The following is a 16,938-nucleotide window of genomic DNA, read 5'->3' on the forward strand; positions in this document are numbered from 1 at the left end:
TTGAAGGAGATTCACATGGCGACGGACACACTTCCCACCCATGCAAGCATCATTGGCTCTGCCGTGCCTCGCATTGACGGCTCCCTGAAGACCAGCGGAACAGCTCGCTACGCGGTCGACCACGATTTTCCAGGCTTGGTACATGCGGTAGCAGTGCAGGCCACGATCGGCAGCGGACGCATCCGATCGCTCGACGCTTCGGCGGCGGAAAAAATGCCGGGAGTGCTGCACGTCTTTCACTACGGAAACATGGAAGGCGTTTACAGGCTTTTTCCGCATGAAGAAGACGGTACAACGAGTGAGGCCCGGCCGCCTTTTGAGGATGACAAAGTCTATTATTGGGGTCAATTTGTAGCTCTCGTGGTAGCGGAGACTTTGGAACAGGCCACTGCGGGCGCCGAGGCTGTGCGCGTGGAATACGACGCCGACAAGCCGGACGTCCGCACGAAACTCGGCGACGGTTTTACCGGCCAGCGCCAGAGCAGTTGGAAGCGCGGCGATCCCGACCAGGCTCTATCGACCGCTCCCGTAGTAATCGACCAGACCTATTCCACTCCGGTTGAAACCCACAATCCCATGGAGATGCACGGAACTGTTGCCGTTTGGGATGGCGACAACCTCACACTCTACGAGTGCTCGCAGGGCGTGGTGAATCATCGCACCGTGATGTCGCAGGCGGTCGGAGTCCCGATTGAGAATGTGCGCGTGATCTCGCGCTTCATCGGGTCCGGTTTCGGCGGCAAGCTATTCCCGTGGCCGCAATCAACTATGGCAGCAGCCGCGGCTCGCAAGCTGAACCGTCCGGTGAAACTCAGCGTCGATCGCCGCATGATGTTCTCCAATGTCGGTCACCGCCCGCGTACCGAGCAGCGTATCCGTCTCGGCGCAACGAAGGATGGCAAACTCACCGCGATTCGCCACGACTTCCTTACGCAGACTTCGCAGCTCGATGATTTCATCGAACATTGCGGAGAACAGACGCCGTTTCTCTATAGCTGTCCGAATCTTGAAGTGACAACAGGGATGGTGCGGCGCAACGTTGGCGCACCGGCACCAATGCGCGGGCCTGGCGCGGTGCCGGGATTATTTGCGCTCGAATCGGCATTGAATGAACTCGCCGATAAGCTCAACATCGACCCTCTTGAGCTGCGCCTGATGAATGATGCAGAGCGCGACGAAGGCAAGAATCTTCCCTTCTCATCGCGACATCTGAAGGAGTGCTATACCACCGGCGCTGAAAAGATCGGCTGGAAACAACGCGATTCAAAAATAGGATCGATGCGCCGCAACGGAAAGATCATTGGCATGGGTCTCGCCGGGGCCTCCTGGTCTGCAGCGCGCATCCCGTGCAATGCGAGTGTCGAGCTATGCGCCAACGGCCGCGTATGCGTTCGCTGCGCCACGCAGGACATCGGCACCGGAACCTATACGATTTTTGCGCAGGTGATTCACGCGCAGACTGGCGTGCCACTCGATCGCATCGATGTCTTCCTCGGTGACACTTCATTGCCGGGAGGTCCCACTTCCGGTGGTTCCATGGCAACGAGCGCCATCCTTCCTGCCGCCACCAGCGCCGTCAATCAGGCCGTCACGCGGCTTCTTCACATCGCGACGTTAACGCCGAAATCACCATTCCACGACATGAAGCCCGAAACCCTGGCCGTCTCTAACGGAATGATCTATCCAAAGACAGAGCCGCAAGTAGTCGGCGTTGCCTATCACCCCCATGAACAATTGACCGCCAACGGCGTTCCTTTCGAAGAAGTGCTCAAGATGGCAAACGTCAGGGGGCTCATCGCCAACGGAAAAACCAATCCTTCTTCTGAAGATCCCAAGGCGAAGCAGTACTCTTTGCACTCCTATGGTGCGCACTTTGCCGAGGTTGAATGGGAACCGGATATTGCGCGGCTGCGCGTGAGCCGGATATTCTCCATCTTCGATTGCGGTCGCATTATCAACACCAAGGCTGGAACCAATCAGATTCTGGGCGCGGCCGTAATGGGCGTCGGCATGACGCTGTTTGAAGGCACCGTCTATGATCCGCAACGCGGACAGCCAATCAACGGCAACTTCGCAGATTACCTGGTTTCCACCTGTGCAGACCTTCCCGATCTGGACGTAACGTTTTTAGACTATCCCGACCTGATCGTGAATGAATACGGCGCACGCGGCATCGGCGAAATTGGAATGGCAGGCGTAGCCCCCGCCATCACGGCAGCGGTCTACCATGCCACGGGGGTCCGTGTCCGCGAACTCCCAGTTCGTATTGAGGATCTGCTGAAATCGGAGATTCGCGAAGTTTGATGATATTTGAGAGCCAATTTTGGAACGCATAAGCACGAAGGGCAGGCAAGCATGAGCACGACCCCGGCATCGATTATCGGAAAACCGACGCCTCGCATTGACGGACCTCAGAAGACATCCGGCACGGCACAATACGCAGCTGACTTCCACTTCGAAGGTATGGCATACGCGATGCCCGTAGTCGCAAGCGTTGCAAGTGGCCGCATCCGCGCGCTCGATACATCCGCAGCCGAGAAGATGCCCGGCGTTTTGCTCGTGCTGCACCACGGCAACATCGGGCCACTATATCGAACGGTTCCCGGTGACGACAATGCGACGAACAGTGAGGTGCGCTCAGCATTCGAAGATGAAGTCGTTCGCCACTGGGGCCAGTACATCGCCGTGGTCGTTGCCGAAACGCTGGAACAGGCGACTGCTGCAGCTGCGGCCGTGCATGCAGAATACGATCAGGAACCCACCAAGCTTCGAGCCAGTCTTGACGATTATGCAGGTGAGCGCAAGAAGGGCAGCGAGCGCGGAGACTTTGAGAGCGCGTTTAAGGACGCCCCTGTCAAGGTCGATCACACCTATATCACTCCGATTGAGACGCACAACCCCATCGAACTGCACGCCTCAGTATCAGTGTGGGATGGCGATCGCCTGACCATGTATGAAACCTCGCAAGGCGTCGTGAATCATCGCGTGGTGATGGCACAAACTCTCGGTATTCCCGTTGAGAATGTGCGCGTGGTGACGCGTTTTTTGGGATCGGGTTTTGGTGGAAAGCTGTTTCCCTGGCCGCATTGCGCGATGACGGCGGTGGCTGCGCGCAAATTGGGGAGGCCGGTAAAGCTCAGCGTTACCCGGCGCATGATGTTCTCCAGCGTCGGCTATCGGCCCCGCACTGAACAGCGCGTGCGGCTCGGTGCATCGAAGGACGGCAAACTGCTTGCTCTCAAACACGATTATTTGAATATTTCCTCCATGCTTGACGATTTTGACGAAGGCTGTGGCGAGGCAACACCTTATTTGTACAGTGTCGCCAATCTTGGAGTGACCAGCGCAATTGTGCATCGCAACGTGGGAGCGCCCATGTACATGCGCGGCCCTGGCGCGGTACCGGGACTTTATGCCCTTGAATCCGCCATGAACGAGTTGGCGGAAGAATTGAAAATCGATCCGTTGAAACTCCGCATCTTGAACGACGCAGAAAAAGACGAAGACAAGAAGATGCCGTTTTCGTCGCGGCATTACCGCGAATGTTTTGAAGTGGGCGCAAAGAAGTTCGGCTGGGAACATCGCAAGGCAGAGATAGGCTCGATGCGACGCGATGGAAAGATCCTGGGATGGGGTCTGGCCGGAGCAAGCTGGGTCGCCGTGACCCTGCCTTGCACAGCCACCGTCGAATTTCACGCCAACGGCCGCGTATCCGTCAGGAGTGGAACGCAGGACATTGGCACTGGCACATACACGATCTTTGCGCAGGTCGTACACGAGAAGACCGGCATCCCTTTCGATCGCATTGACGTGGTGCTGGGCGACAGTGCGCTTCCCGATGGACCCATGTCAGGCGGATCAATGGTAACTGGATCCGTGTTGAACGCCATCTCGAATGCATCAACAGCAGCCATCAAGAAGTTGGCCACTCTGGCTACAGGCGTCGAAGGCTCTCCTGTTCACGGAGAAAAGCCTGACGATCTTGTCTTCACAGAAGGCCGCATCCACAAGAAAGATCAGGCACCAGTATCCGGAGTCGCGTTTGCCGATGTGCTGCGCATGGCCCGTCTCAATGGACTGAGCGCGGAAGGTAAGACGCAACCGTCGTGGGAAGATCCGAAAGCAAAGAACGTTTCGCTTCACTCTTACGGAGCGCAATTCGTGGAAGTGGAATGGGAGCCGGAGATTGCGCGCCTGCGCGTGAGCCGCGTGGTAACGGTAATCGACGCCGGCCGGATCATCAATCCCAAGGCCGCAGCCAACCAGATCGCAGGCGCCGTCGTAATGGGTGTGGGTATGGGCCTGCTTGAAGAGACGCGCTACGATCAGCGTACCGGTCAGCCCATCAATGGAAATATGGCGGACTACCTGATGGCGACGTGTGCCGATGCTCCGGAGATTGACGTGACATTCCTCGACTATCCCGATCCAGCTATGGGCGAATATGGCGCGCGCGGCGTAGGTGAGATTGGGCTCGCTGGTGTTGCCGCTGCGATCACTGCTGCGGTGCATCATGCTACCGGCGTTCGCGTACGAGAACTGCCCGTGAGGATCGAGAACCTGCTGGAATCGAAAATTCTCGAGGCCTGAGCGAGAATATATCCCATGACCGACCTCGAAAATATCCTTCCGCTTTGGCACGAGTTGGAAGCGGCTGGAGCTGAATACGTTCTGGCTACGGTGGTGGAGGTTGACGGTCCCAGCTACCGCAAGCCGGGTGCGCGCATGCTAATCGCAAAAGATGGCAGGCGCGCCGGCACAGTGAGCGGTGGATGCCTCGAAGCCGAAGTTGCGAAACGTGCATGGTGGCTCACGGAGTCAGGTCCACGGGTGGAACGCTACTCGACCGCCGAAGATGATGGCGATATGCCCTACGGTTCGGGCTGCGGCGGAGTTATCTTCGTACTGCTGGAACGGCGCGCGACAGCGACCACATTACTCAATGCTCTCGAGGCAGCGTTTCAAGCAAGGATGCCATTGGCGATTGCAACCTTGCTGGAGGGGACGGAGATCTCAAAGAGATTTTTCGCTGGGCCTACCGCTCAGACTGCACAATCCGATCAAGTCGTTGCGGGCTCTCTCTCGGATTGGCTGCAAGGCCTGGCATTCGAAGCGCTGGAGGAGAGGCGATCGCTTGACCAGCGCGTCGCGGTGGATGCACAGCCGACGCGAATCTGGGTTGATTATCGCGCGCCAAGACCCGGACTTTGGATCTTCGGCGCGGGCGACGATGCAAAGCCGCTAGTGCGCCTCTCACGCGCGCTGGGTTGGTTCACAGCGATTGCAGATGGCCGCAGCCACCTCGCAACCCGCGATCGCTTCTCAGCCGCCGACAAAGTGTTGACACTTCCTATCGAAACCTTGCCTGCAAATCATCTCGAACTCGATGCCGTGAAGATGAGCGATGCGGTCGTGCTCGTCACCCACAGCTTTGATCAAGATGCGCGAATACTAGCCACACTGCTCAATCGCGAGCATCTACCTTTTTACCTTGGCGTGCTGGGGCCGCAACGCAGAACCCGCGAAGTTCTCGCGGAAGCTGCAAGGCTTCTCGGGTTGCCGAAAGAACACGATCGCGCTGAGCAATGGCTCAGGCAATTGCACGCACCTACCGGTCTCGATCTCGGCGCGGAGACACCGGCGGCGATTGCGCTCTCGATCATCGCTGAGATTCAGCAGACATTGAACAGCGCGTCTGCGCTTCCTCTGCGCCAGGTTCGCGCCGTACACCCTGCTATCAGCAACGCCTAGAAGAATCAGGCGGCCATTTCCTTCAAGTGAGCCTCAAGCACATCGAGAAATTTCGCCAGCCACGCGGGATGCGCCGTCCAGGCTGGGCCCGTAACGAGCTTGCCGTCCACGATTGCATCCGTGAAGTCGAGAGAAACGAACGTTCCGCCAGCGAGGCTCACTTCTGGCGCGCATGCCGGATAGCAATTGACCTTGCGGCCCTTGAGCGCCCCAGCCGCGGCCAGTATCTGAGGACCGTGACATAGTGCAGCGATTGGTTTGCCTTCCTTATCGAAATGCCGCACTAGCTCAAGCACCTTGGGGTTGAGGCGGAGATACTCCGGCGCCCGCCCACCAGGAATGACAAGTGCGTCGTAGCCCGCAGGATTGACCTCGTCGAATGTCGCGTTCAGCGTGAAGTTGTGTCCGCGTTTTTCGGTGTATGTTTGATCGCCTTCAAAGTCGTGAATCGCCGTGCGTACCTGTTCGCCTTTCTTCTTGTCCGGACATACCGCATCCACTTTATGGCCCACCATCTGCAAGGCCTGAAAAGGAACCATGATTTCGTAGTCCTCAACAAAGTCGCCAGCCAGCATTAGGATTTTCGCTGATTTCATATGGGGATCCTCCACTCAATTTTGAGACGCTGAAAGCTCGATGCCAGTGCGCATGAAGAAGTCAGACACATGTTATCTGATGGGCAGGAAGCGGTGAAGTTGCATTTATGAATAGATCGTTTAACTGCGAGCGTGCTCGAGGCAAACTGGCGGTTTACCCTAGAATCTGTCATGACGGTTTCCCCAAATCCTCTTGAGATACTCAACGCACAAATCGTTGCATGTGATCGCTGTCCGCGACTCCGGACGCATTGTACGGAGATCGCCCGGGTTCGGCGCCGTGCCTATGCCAATTGGGAATACTGGGGGCGTCCGGTTCCCTCATTCGGAGATCCAGATGCTCGCGTCCTTGCATTGGGTCTCGCGCCCGGCGCCCATGGTTCCAATCGAACGGGTCGTCCCTTTACCGGCGATGGCTCTGGAGATTTTCTCTATCCCGTCCTGCATGAGGCGGGATTTGCATCCCTTCCCCACGCCAGTTCACGCGACGATGGCATGAAACTCGATGGTCTCTGGATCACATCGGTGGCGCGCTGCGCGCCGCCGGGGAACAAGCCCACCCCTGGGGAGTTGCATAACTGCGCTCCATGGATGGATGCGGAGATGGCGCTGCTGAAAAATCTTTGTGTTGTAGTTTGCCTTGGTAGGATCGCCTTTGATGGATTGCTGACACGCGAACAACGTCTAGGAGCCGCCATTACTCGTGCCAATTACACCTTCAGTCACAGTGCGGAGTATGCACTGCCAAGTGGACTTACGACGATCGCCAGCTACCATCCTTCATTGCAGAACACAAATACGGGAAAACTAACTCGACCCATGTTCCTTGAAGTGTTCAAACGCGCCAGAGTGCTTGCGGGATTAAGCTGAGATCTGCCTGATAAGTCTCCACCCGCAAGAGGCACTTGATTTCGGTTCTGTGCGCGGTTTTGTAATTTTGAGTGACTTGGATTGCGACCCCGACGCGAGGAGAGATGCGATGAGTAGAATGGCACGCAGAGTCTTGATTCCAGCATTTGTGATATTTGCGATGGGGGTATACGGGCAAACTATGAAATCCGACCATTGGTCAACGGCGGACTTGCAGGAACGCGCAAAGCACCTGCAGGAGCTCGCCGCAAAGAGTGACGGCTCCGCCAGCGAGACACTGGAACAATATCCGCACCACTACACGATGTTGGCTTTTCGCCAGCACAGCGGCGGCGGCGAACTGCATCAACACTTCGCCGACATCTTCTACATCCTCGAAGGACGAGCCAGCGTTCTTACTGGCGGTCGTCTTATTGAACAGAAAGAGTCCGGCCCCGGCGAGATTCGCGGCAAGGCAGTTGAAGGTGGTTCGCGCCAGGAACTTAAGGCCGGAGACGTAGTGCATATCCCCGCAGGCATGCCTCATCAAATGCTCGTGGCCGAGGGAGAATCGATTACCTACTACGTAGTGAAGGTAGAAGAGAGCCGCTAAGTCAAAAGGGCATAATCAGGCGAATAGAAAAGGGAGACTGAATCAAACCGCCCTGACATGAGTTCTTTGTCAACGCAGACTCATGGGAGAGCCGAACGAGTGCCCCAAATCTCTCTCCGATCCTACGATCAAAAAAGAAGCTCTTCGCTAATGAATACTGATACTTTTCACGATCTTCCACGCATTGTTGGCTCGCCGTAAGGCCGTTAACAAACACGAAACAGATTCGTTTCTTCTTGTCGCTGAGGTCGGATCTGAGGCTGTCATCGCCGCATCGAATCTAGTTGGCTAGTATCAGGGCCGGCCTCCATTTGCTGCCCCATTTCGACGGCTCAGGACCCATGACGAAATGCAAAACACCTCCTGCCTGGATCTGTTCCCAAGTGATGACCGGCATGTCGAGCGTTTTTCCATTCAAGGTCGCAGACTGAATGTAGACGTTCTTGGCGGAGTTGTTGCTCGTCTCCAAGCGGAATCTTTTGCCATTGGCTAAAGTGAGCGATATCTCGCCGTACATCGGACTCCCGATCATGTATTCTCCACTGGCAGGACTTACGGGATAAAAGCCCATCGCTGTGAATAGAAGCCACGCAGACATTTGCCCGCAATCATCGTCTCCGTCAAGGCCGCCGGGACTTGCATCGTATTCCTCTGCGGCAATCTTCCGTACCATCGCCTGTGTCTTCCAAGGCTGCCCGTCGAAGTCGTAGAGATAACCATAGTGGTGACTCGGCTCATTGCTGTGCACGTTGTGGCCGCCGCTGAAGTGCTGATCCAGTTTCTTGTCGTAGTTCTCCACTCCGCCCATCAACTGGATCAGACCTGCCTGGTCGTGCAGAGGCGACCACGTGTAGACCCAGGTGTCACCTTCGGTCCATCCAGAGACGGAGCGGTTTTGGTCATCATCCTTCTCGCCGCCGATCGGAGCCCACTTGCCATCTGACGTCCTTCCGTTCATCAACCCGAGAGCGGGGTTGTAGAGATTGCGGTCATTCAGCGAACGCTTTAGAAAGAAGCGGAAATCCTCACTTCTTCCGAGAGCCTTTGCAATCTGGGCAATGCACCAGTCGTCGTAGCTGTCTTCGAGAGTGCTCGAGGCCGCTTCATCGGTTTTGTCGGTTGGAATGTAGCCTAGCTGCTTGTAATAGGTGAGTCCTGCACGGGCCTCGTAGGGTGTGTACTCTTCGCGATCGAGCCAACGACGAGTCGTGTCGCCATCGGGCGGTGTCATCGCGTCTTTGTAGACGGCTTGCCAGGCGAGTTGGCGATCGAAACCGGTGAATCCCTTTCTGAAAGCTTCCGCCACAAGGGAATCCGCATGTGTTGCGATCATGATGTTGGTGTAGCTGGGATTGGGCCACTTGGGCATCCAGCCACCCTCTTTGAAATTTTGCAGAAGAGCTGTGATCATGCCGTCGATGCGTTCCGGAGCGAGCAACGTGAGCATGCTGTTTTCGGCACGAAAAGTGTCCCAGATGGAGTAGGCGGTATAGCTTTCTCCATTGTGGATGGAATCATCGAACGCGCTGTAATATCGGCCGTACTCAGAGAAAACACGCGGATAGAGCAGCGCGTGGTACATCGCCGTGTACATCAGCGTCTTGTCCTTATCGGTGGCTCCGCCGATCTGGAGTTGCGATAACTTCCGATTCCATATCGTGTGAAGTTTTTCTTGCACTGCACGAAAATTCCAACTCGGAATCTCACGCATGAGGTTTTGGCGCGCTTGCTCGATGCTGATGAATGACGTACCTATGCGGACCTGGATGGTCTGTCCGGGTCTGAATTCGGCGTATGCTCCATGGCTTGAACCGTCATCCCCGTAAGTTTTCATGTCCATTGGCGGTTGCTCAAACTGGACTACGAAATAGCCTTTGAAGTTCGGTAGTGCAAACGGGCCTAGATGTGCATCCATGCGATGCGGGTTATAGCCCGTAATCTCTTGCGTTTGAGAATTTACGGAGGCCAGTCCCGCTATTCCAGGACGTGAGGCCTCAACGATTACCCGGGGGCCCGCTGCGTTTGGAAAGGTGAAGCGAAAAAAGGCGCAGCGTTCGGTCGCCGTCATCTCTGCTTGTATCTTCCCATCCGCTCCAGTACCCAACGAGACGCGGTAATAATCGGGGCGCGCTACCTCCGATGCGTGACTGTACGAAAGCTTGCGAGACTCTGGCGTAGTGCGCAGCTCGCCCACCTGCGGGATGACCGTGACATATCCGTAATCGCCCATCCAGATCGCAGGCTGATGCGTACCAATGAAGCCTGAGATTGTCGTGTCATCGTAGTTGTACGAAACGATGCTGATCTTGTTTTGTCGCGTTTGCGGGGTCCAGTTTGTCATGCCGAAGGGCGGTGTTACAAAGGGCATTGTGCCGCCGTACCCGATAGCGCTCTTCTGTGATCCCACCAGGGGATTCACATACGAAACAACATCGTTCTGGGCTACCAAGCCTGTTACGGTGCCCATTGCAAGCACAACAATCGCTGGTGCAAATCTATTCATAAGGGCAATTGTAAGTCGCCCTATCGTTGACTATCATCGCGCGTGGTTCCCTTTGATGCGCTCGGAGGATCCTCGCCGTTCAACGTCGTGTACAGAGATTGAGTGGGTTCGAACATTGGATTCTCATCTGCGATCTGAGAACCATCGGAGTTGTTTGTGGTGAAATATCTGTTGCTCTGCTTCTTCGGGATACCCTGAAAACTTCATGAGGATCCGCGCAGATCCGTTCTTGACCCAGAAGTGCCCCTCAGAACCGCAGCTTCTCGTTCCGCGACCAGATCGACACCGACGGCCCGTTAGAACGTCTCATAGTGCTCGTCATCGGATCCTCGCCGAATTGGAACGTTGGTATTGAACACCTCGTCATCCAACGAGACCAGCAGCGTGACCGGAGCCTCAGACCCAGGACACCGAGGGCGCTAGGTGCGACCGCACCGGTGCCAGACACCAGGAAGGTTGTAAGCTCGCTGCCTCTTGGCGGAGCACCTCGGATCAAGTCTTAAATAGTCAAGAATGAAGGTTTGGGACTACACTAATCCCGATCCCGCAAAGGGCATTTGAGATTGATCTTAGGAATATTAGGCAAAAAGCGAATTTGGTGTGTGGTTGTTCCGATCGTACTCCTGGTCTTGTTGATTGGAGTCACGTTCGGAACGGTTTGGCATCACCACGCCAATTCTGCTTCCGACACTTGTTCGCTATGTCATCTGGTCATAGCACCGACGGTGGCGGGCATCCGCGCGTGTCTCCCAGTCCCCGTGTGTGCCGGACCTGCTCCAAAGTCCATTGACTTTATTGCTCAATCTGCTTCGACACAGATTCCTGCCCGCGCTCCTCCCGCATAGCCCCTGAATACATACTGTGCCGCTTAGGCACACCCCATCGATTCAAGTGTTTTGCGAAGGAGGCAGATTGCCCATGCGCCTGCAGCGCTCGTGCTCCATCTTGTTCATCTCGGTATTCATTTTTGAAATCGCAGGTAGGCAGCCTCTTCGTGCGCAGAGCGCATCGCCACCGTCTCCGCAGGCAAATACTCTTGCGCAGAAGCCAGGCGCCGTAACCATTTCGCTCAACGAAGCGATCCGGCTGGCCCTCCAACACAATCACAATGTGCTGGCTGCGCGCACTGTGATTCAGCAGAACGAGGCAGAAGAAACACCGGCCAATCTGCGACCGAACCCGGTTCTCCTAGGCGATTCACAATTCCTGCCTATCTTCCAGCCAAGCCAGTTCAGCGCCGATTACATCGACAATTCCGCGCAGTTCGACGTCGGTCTCAGCTACTTATTTGAACGCGGAAAGAAACGACAACATCGCCTGCAAGCGGCAAAGGATGTGACCGCCGTATCACGATCTCAGGTTGCTGATAACGAGCGAAGTCTTGCCTTCAGCGTGGCTTCGCAATTCATCAATATTGAACTTGCCGAGTCAACGCTCGAACTGGCGACCCAGGATCTGAAGAGCTTTCAAGACACTGTGGACATTGGCGAAGCGCGTTATAAAGCAGGCGACGTAGGTCTCGATGACCTCTTGAAGCTTAAACTGCAGATGCTCCAATTTCAGACGGACGTGTCTGCGGCACAACTCTCCCGGGTGCAAGGACTTTCGGATCTCCGCCAACTACTCGGATATGAGTCTATTGACGCTGACTATGATGTTGCGGGGTCGTTCGATTACCAGCCAGTCAAAGGAAATCTCGAAGATTTTCAAACAAAGGGACTTCAAAACAGGCCGGACTTGCATGCTGCAGAGTTGGGGGTCAATGCCGCGAACAGCCAGCATGCACTACAACAATCTATCGGCAAGCGAGATGTGACCGGGCAAATCAGCTATACCCACCTTAGTTACACCAACAATGTTTCTCTGTTCGGGCAAATTCAGCTTCCCATTTTCGATCGGAACCAGGGGGAGATTGCGCGTACTGGCCTCGCCATCACACAAGCACAGGAACAGGAAAAATATGCGAGCGGACAGGTGCTGACCGACGTGAGGGATGCGTTTGAGAACGTTCGCTCGAACGATAAGATCATTTCCCTCTACAAGTCTGGCTATCTTGACAACGCGCAGCAATCCCTCGAAATCACTGAGTTCGCCTACAAGCATGGCGCTGCCAGCCTGCTTGATTTCCTCGATGCGGAGCGCAGCAATCGAGCCATTCAACTCGGCTACAGGCAGGCGCTTGCAACCTACCTGCTCGCGATCGAACAGCTTCGCCAAGCCGTAGGAACCAGGAGCCTGCCATGAAGAATAGACTTATCGCCGGCCAAAGCATTTCATGCACGATGGCAATCACCTGCCTTGTTATGCTCACCGCCTGCCACTCGAATGACGGCGAGCAGGCAAGCCAGATGACATCGTTCTCCGCGAAGGCTTCGAAGTCCGCGACCCCGCAGCTTTTTACCATTCCACAAGACCAGATGTCGCACGTGCAGGTTGTCACCGTTGAGCCGGTCACGCTCAGACGGACCCTGCGACTAACGGGTGCGGTAGCGTACAACGCCTTCAAGACCACGCCGGTAATCAGCCAGGTTGGCGGCCCGGTGAGCAGGATCCTTGTGGTCCCGGGCGAACACGTGAAAGAGGGTCAGGCAATGCTCGACGTGAGCAGTCCAGACTATTCACAGTTACTTGACGCCTATTTGAAGGCGGCGGATTCGCAACGTCTGGCTTCGAAGAACTTCAGCCGTGCACAGGAACTGTATGCGCACCATGCAATCGCGGAAAAAGACTTGGAGCAGGCTGAGTCCGATCGCAACCAGGCGCAGGCCGATCTGAATGCAGCCGAGCAAGGCATGAAGATTCTCGGAATCAAAGATCCGAGCCGCTTGGCCAATGCTCCTTCATCCGCGCAAATCCCGGTGCTGGCACCTATCAGCGGAGAGGTGGTTGAGCGTCTCGTCTCTCCGGGGCAAGTGGTCCAGGCAGGCCAGACGCAGGCTTTTACCATCTCGGATCTAAGTACTGTCTGGGTGCTGGCAAATGTCTACCAGGCAGACCTCGCATATGTTCAAAGCGGCGACGATGTTGTAGTGCAGACGGATGCCTATCCCGGCAGCTTCCATGGGAAGATCTCCTACGTCTCACCCGCATTGGATCCAAACACCAGGACCTTGCAGGCGCGCATCATCGTCGATAATCCTGGCGAAAAGTTGAAGAGAGACATGTACTGCACCGTTACGGTGACGGCCGGTTCCATCTCAAATGTAGTGGCTGTCCCGGACTCTTCGGTTCTGCGCGACGACAACAACCAGCCGTTTGTATATGTCAGTACTGGCGCAAATCAATTTGGTCGGCGCGATGTCGATCTTGGTGAGAGCCAGAACGGCCAGACACGGATTCTAAAAGGCATTTCCGTTGGAGAGAAGGTTGTCGGTGACGGCAGCTTGTTTCTTCAGTTTGCTAATTCGCTGCAACACTGAGGAGGCGAGTTTCCATGATTAATCGCATCGTGCAATTCGCTCTGCGGCAACGGATGTTTGTCTTGCTGTTAGTTGCCTTTATCACCGTCGGTGGTGCCATCTCATTCGTCCACATGCCGGTGGATGCCTATCCTGATCTCTCGCCGCCGATGGTTGAGATCATCACCCAGTGGCCGGGACATGCATCGGAAGAAATCGAGCGCCTCGTCACCGTTCCCACCGAAGTGGAGATGAACGGCGTCCCGAAGATGTCCGTCATGCGCTCGATCTCGTTGTACGGACTCTCAGACGTCATTCTGACCTTTGACGATGGCACCGACGATTACTTCGCGCGCCAGGTTGTGTTTCAGCGACTCAGCGAGGTCACCTATCCCACCGGAGTAACCCCCTCTCTATCGCCGCTTGCGAGCCCGTCTGGGCTCGTCTATCGATATGTTCTCGAGAGCCCTGACCGCACGCCTCAGGAGTTGAAGACCTTTGAAGACTGGGTGATTGAGCGCCAGTACAAGCAAGTCGCTGGCGTTGCTGACGATTCCGGATTCGGCGGAACCGTCATGCAGTACCAGGTGGTTCTCGATCCCGCCAGGCTTTACGCCTATCACTTAACCGTACCTGCCGTGATTCAGCAGTTGTCCGTAAACAACTCGAATGCGGGAGGTGGATTCTATCCCCAGGGCGGTCAGATCTACTATGTCCGCGGCTTGGGCCTAATCCGTGACACCTCTGACGTTGGCAACGTGGTGGTGGGTTCGCAGAATGGGGTGCCGATCCGCATCCGCGATGTGGGCGATGTTGTCATCGGAAACGCCCCGCGTCTGGGCCAGTTTGGTTTCAATAAAACCGATGATGCTGTAGAGGGCGTCATCATGATGCGGCGCGGAGAACAAACACAGGACGTGCTGAAAGGCGTTGAGGCGAAGACGCAGGAACTGAATCAAAGTATCCTGCCACCCGACGTAAAGGTGCGCCCATACTACGACCGCAGCGATCTTGTAGACCTGACCATCAGCACGGTCGAACACAACATGCTGCTGGGAATGGTCCTCGTCTTTCTCGTACTGATGGCATTTCTGGTGAGCGTCCGTGCAGCGGTGATCGTCGCACTCACGATTCCCCTCTCCTTGCTTTTTTCCTTTATTTTTCTGCATGCGCAAGGAATTCCTGCAAATCTCCTTTCCATCGGCGCCATCGATTTCGGAATTCTGATTGATGGAACCCTGGTGATGGTGGAGAACATCTTCCGCGAGTTGGGGGCGCGCGAAGGCCAGACCTACGATCTGCATGACGTCATCATCGAAGCGGCGAAAGACGTCGATCGTCCCATCTTCTACTCCGTCGCGGTTATCATCGCCGGCTACTTGCCGATTTACGCGCTCGGTGGACCTTCGGGAAAGTTATTCAAACCGATGGCCGACACAGTTGCCATTGCTCTCGTCGGTGCGCTCATCTTGACGCTGACACTGGTTCCCGTCCTGTGCGCCTATTGGTTCAAGGGTGGAGTTCACGAACGCGTAAACAAGCCTTTTGAGTGGGTGAGGGACCGTTATGCCGTGCAGCTTGAGTGGTGCCTCGATCGCCCCAAAACAACTCTGTTTGGCGCCATCTTGATCCTCGCGGCCACCCTCCTGCTCATCCCATTCATCGGGGGAGAGTTCATGCCTCATCTCGACGAAGGTGCACTCTGGGTAAGAGCAACCTTACCGTATACAGTCTCCTTTGAAACAGCGAGTAACTTCTCTCCGCAGGTTCGCAACATCCTATTGAAGTATCCAATGGTGACCGATGTTGGCTCCGAACTTGGCCGGCCAGACGATGGCACTGATCCCACCGGGTTCTTCAATGATGAGTTTTACGTCGGTCTTAAGCCCTATAGCGATTCTTCGTGGAAAATGGGCAAAATCCACAATAAAGCAGAGCTAACTGAAGATATTCAAAGCCAGCTTCAAGCATTCCCCGGTGTCATTTTCAACTACACACAACCCGCCGAAGACGCAGTTGACGAAGCGCTGACTGGACTCAAAAGCGCGCTCGCGGTCAAGATTTACGGACCCGACCTCAATGTTCTTCAAAGCCAGGCGCTCGAAATCAAGCGCAGGCTTTCGCAGGTGCCCGGTTTCACTGAGCTTACGGTTGTGCGCGAACTCGGCCAACCCAGCCTGATTATCGGTGTCGATCGCGACAAAATCGCCCGCTACGGCATCAACGTGGCCGACGTTGAAGCCATCGTTCAAGCGGCCGTAGGTGGGCAGGCCGCTACGCAGGTTATTCAAGGTGAGAAACTATTTGACCTCGTCGTGCGCATGAAGCCAGAGTTTCGTGAGAATGCGCACGAGATCGGCAACCTGCTGGTCGGCACACCGACGGGCCAGCAAATTCCTCTGAGCGAACTCTCCGACATTCACGAATCCGGCGGGGCGTCGTTTATCTATCGCGAGAACAACTCGCGCTATATTGGCGTGCAGTACAGCATCGAAGGGCGCGACCTCCAGAGCGCCGTCCACGAGGGCCAGCGATCCATCGCTGACATCGCGAAATCGTTGCCGCCCGGATATCAGCTCACATGGGGTGGGGAGTACGGAGAATTACTTCAGGCAGAGAAGCAGATGGAATACATCGGCCCCATGGCCGTTCTAATCATCTTCATGATTTTGTTCGCCCTTTACGGGAACTTCAAGTTTCCCATCACCATTGCCATCGGCGTCATCATGACGGTGCCTGTCGGCGCCTTGATTGCACTTAAATTGACCCACACTTCGTTCAGCGCCTCCTCGGCGCTCGGTTTGCTCGCTCTGATGGGCGTTTCGGTTGAAACGGCCGTCATCCTCGTCTCCTACATCAATAAACTTCGCCTCGAAGGGAAAGACATCCGCACCGCAACTCGAGAAGCTTCGCTCTTGCGTCTTCGACCAATCATGATGACGGCCCTCGTCGCTTGCCTGGGACTTTTGCCCGCCGCACTTTCCACCGGAATCGGCTCCGACACGCAGAAGCCATTTGCGATCGTAATCGTAGCGGGCCTCATTTCGCGGCTCTTTCTAGGATTCTTTGTGAACCCGGTGCTGTATGAGATGGTCGCTCATGATGGAGACATCTTGCAGGTCTGACTCTTTGGCGATCTTCCATTAAGGCTGGGACCAAAGGCTATGATCTGCTCGGAATTTCCCGACTCTTGCCTTTGAGCGGTTGGAAGGCGGCGGGAAGTGAATT

10 protein-coding genes are annotated in these 16,938 nt (G+C 55.7%); 8 read left to right on the plus strand and 2 right to left on the minus strand.

What is annotated here, in order from left to right; translation table 11 throughout:
- The first annotated feature begins 15 nt into the window (after positions 1 to 15).
- Genes P8935_RS22765 through P8935_RS22775 form a run of 3 tightly spaced genes read left to right on the plus strand, consistent with a single transcriptional unit; the run spans position 16 to position 5,751 of the window.
- Positions 16 to 2,304, plus strand: coding sequence for a xanthine dehydrogenase family protein molybdopterin-binding subunit (locus P8935_RS22765; protein WP_348262605.1), 2,289 nt, complete (start codon positions 16 to 18; stop codon positions 2,302 to 2,304).
- 51 nt (positions 2,305 to 2,355) lie between these two features.
- Positions 2,356 to 4,590, plus strand: coding sequence for a xanthine dehydrogenase family protein molybdopterin-binding subunit (locus tag P8935_RS22770; protein ID WP_348262606.1), 2,235 nt, complete (start codon positions 2,356 to 2,358; stop codon positions 4,588 to 4,590).
- Between the two features lie 15 nt (positions 4,591 to 4,605).
- On the plus strand, positions 4,606 to 5,751 hold the full coding sequence (locus tag P8935_RS22775; RefSeq protein ID WP_348262607.1) for an XdhC family protein: 1,146 nt from the start codon (positions 4,606 to 4,608) through the stop codon (positions 5,749 to 5,751).
- A 5-nt stretch (positions 5,752 to 5,756) separates the two neighbouring features.
- Here P8935_RS22775 and P8935_RS22780 read toward each other — a convergent pair whose 3' ends face one another.
- A complete protein-coding gene (locus tag P8935_RS22780) occupies positions 5,757 to 6,347 on the minus strand; it encodes a DJ-1/PfpI family protein (protein ID WP_348262608.1) in 591 nt (196 codons plus the stop codon).
- A 171-nt stretch (positions 6,348 to 6,518) separates the two neighbouring features.
- Here P8935_RS22780 and P8935_RS22785 point away from each other — a divergent pair, with 171 nt between their 5' ends.
- A complete protein-coding gene (locus tag P8935_RS22785; protein ID WP_348262609.1) occupies positions 6,519 to 7,217 on the plus strand; it encodes a uracil-DNA glycosylase in 699 nt (232 codons plus the stop codon).
- A 109-nt stretch (positions 7,218 to 7,326) separates the two neighbouring features.
- Positions 7,327 to 7,809: a hypothetical protein gene (locus tag P8935_RS22790; protein ID WP_348262610.1), complete on the plus strand. Its 483-nt coding sequence runs from the start codon at positions 7,327 to 7,329 to the stop codon at positions 7,807 to 7,809.
- Between the two features lie 280 nt (positions 7,810 to 8,089).
- Here the strand turns inward: P8935_RS22790 and P8935_RS22795 are convergent, their stop codons facing one another.
- Complete coding sequence (locus P8935_RS22795; RefSeq protein WP_348262611.1) at positions 8,090 to 10,312, minus strand: GH92 family glycosyl hydrolase; 2,223 nt, start codon at positions 10,310 to 10,312, stop codon at positions 8,090 to 8,092.
- Positions 10,313 to 11,230: 918 nt separating this feature from the next.
- Between P8935_RS22795 and P8935_RS22800 the strand changes: the two genes are divergently transcribed.
- The 3 genes from P8935_RS22800 to P8935_RS22810 are packed head-to-tail and all read left to right on the plus strand — an operon-like array spanning position 11,231 to position 16,835.
- Complete coding sequence (locus tag P8935_RS22800) at positions 11,231 to 12,556, plus strand: TolC family protein (RefSeq protein WP_348262612.1); 1,326 nt, start codon at positions 11,231 to 11,233, stop codon at positions 12,554 to 12,556.
- Positions 12,553 to 13,731 (plus strand): efflux RND transporter periplasmic adaptor subunit, encoded by a 1,179-nt coding sequence (locus P8935_RS22805; RefSeq protein WP_348262613.1) that lies wholly within the window; start codon positions 12,553 to 12,555, stop codon positions 13,729 to 13,731. Before P8935_RS22800 ends, P8935_RS22805 begins: the two co-directional genes overlap by 4 nt.
- 14 nt (positions 13,732 to 13,745) lie before the next feature.
- Positions 13,746 to 16,835, plus strand: coding sequence for a CusA/CzcA family heavy metal efflux RND transporter (locus P8935_RS22810; protein ID WP_348262614.1), 3,090 nt, complete (start codon positions 13,746 to 13,748; stop codon positions 16,833 to 16,835).
- The last annotated feature ends 103 nt before the right edge of the window (positions 16,836 to 16,938 follow it).

This window comes from Telmatobacter sp. DSM 110680 (assembly GCF_039994875.1).
In the GTDB taxonomy this organism is placed as follows: domain Bacteria; phylum Acidobacteriota; class Terriglobia; order Terriglobales; family Acidobacteriaceae; genus Telmatobacter.

Coding starts and splice junctions, on each gene's coding strand:
- P8935_RS22765 (WP_348262605.1), top strand. CDS start 16: ATGGCGACGGACACACTTCCCACCCATGCAAGCATCATTGGCTCTGCC.
- P8935_RS22770 (WP_348262606.1), top strand. CDS start 2,356: ATGAGCACGACCCCGGCATCGATTATCGGAAAACCGACGCCTCGCATT.
- P8935_RS22775 (WP_348262607.1), top strand. CDS start 4,606: ATGACCGACCTCGAAAATATCCTTCCGCTTTGGCACGAGTTGGAAGCG.
- P8935_RS22780 (WP_348262608.1), bottom strand. CDS start 6,347: ATGAAATCAGCGAAAATCCTAATGCTGGCTGGCGACTTTGTTGAGGAC.
- P8935_RS22785 (WP_348262609.1), top strand. CDS start 6,519: ATGACGGTTTCCCCAAATCCTCTTGAGATACTCAACGCACAAATCGTT.
- P8935_RS22790 (WP_348262610.1), top strand. CDS start 7,327: ATGAGTAGAATGGCACGCAGAGTCTTGATTCCAGCATTTGTGATATTT.
- P8935_RS22795 (WP_348262611.1), bottom strand. CDS start 10,312: ATGAATAGATTTGCACCAGCGATTGTTGTGCTTGCAATGGGCACCGTA.
- P8935_RS22800 (WP_348262612.1), top strand. CDS start 11,231: ATGCGCCTGCAGCGCTCGTGCTCCATCTTGTTCATCTCGGTATTCATT.
- P8935_RS22805 (WP_348262613.1), top strand. CDS start 12,553: ATGAAGAATAGACTTATCGCCGGCCAAAGCATTTCATGCACGATGGCA.
- P8935_RS22810 (WP_348262614.1), top strand. CDS start 13,746: ATGATTAATCGCATCGTGCAATTCGCTCTGCGGCAACGGATGTTTGTC.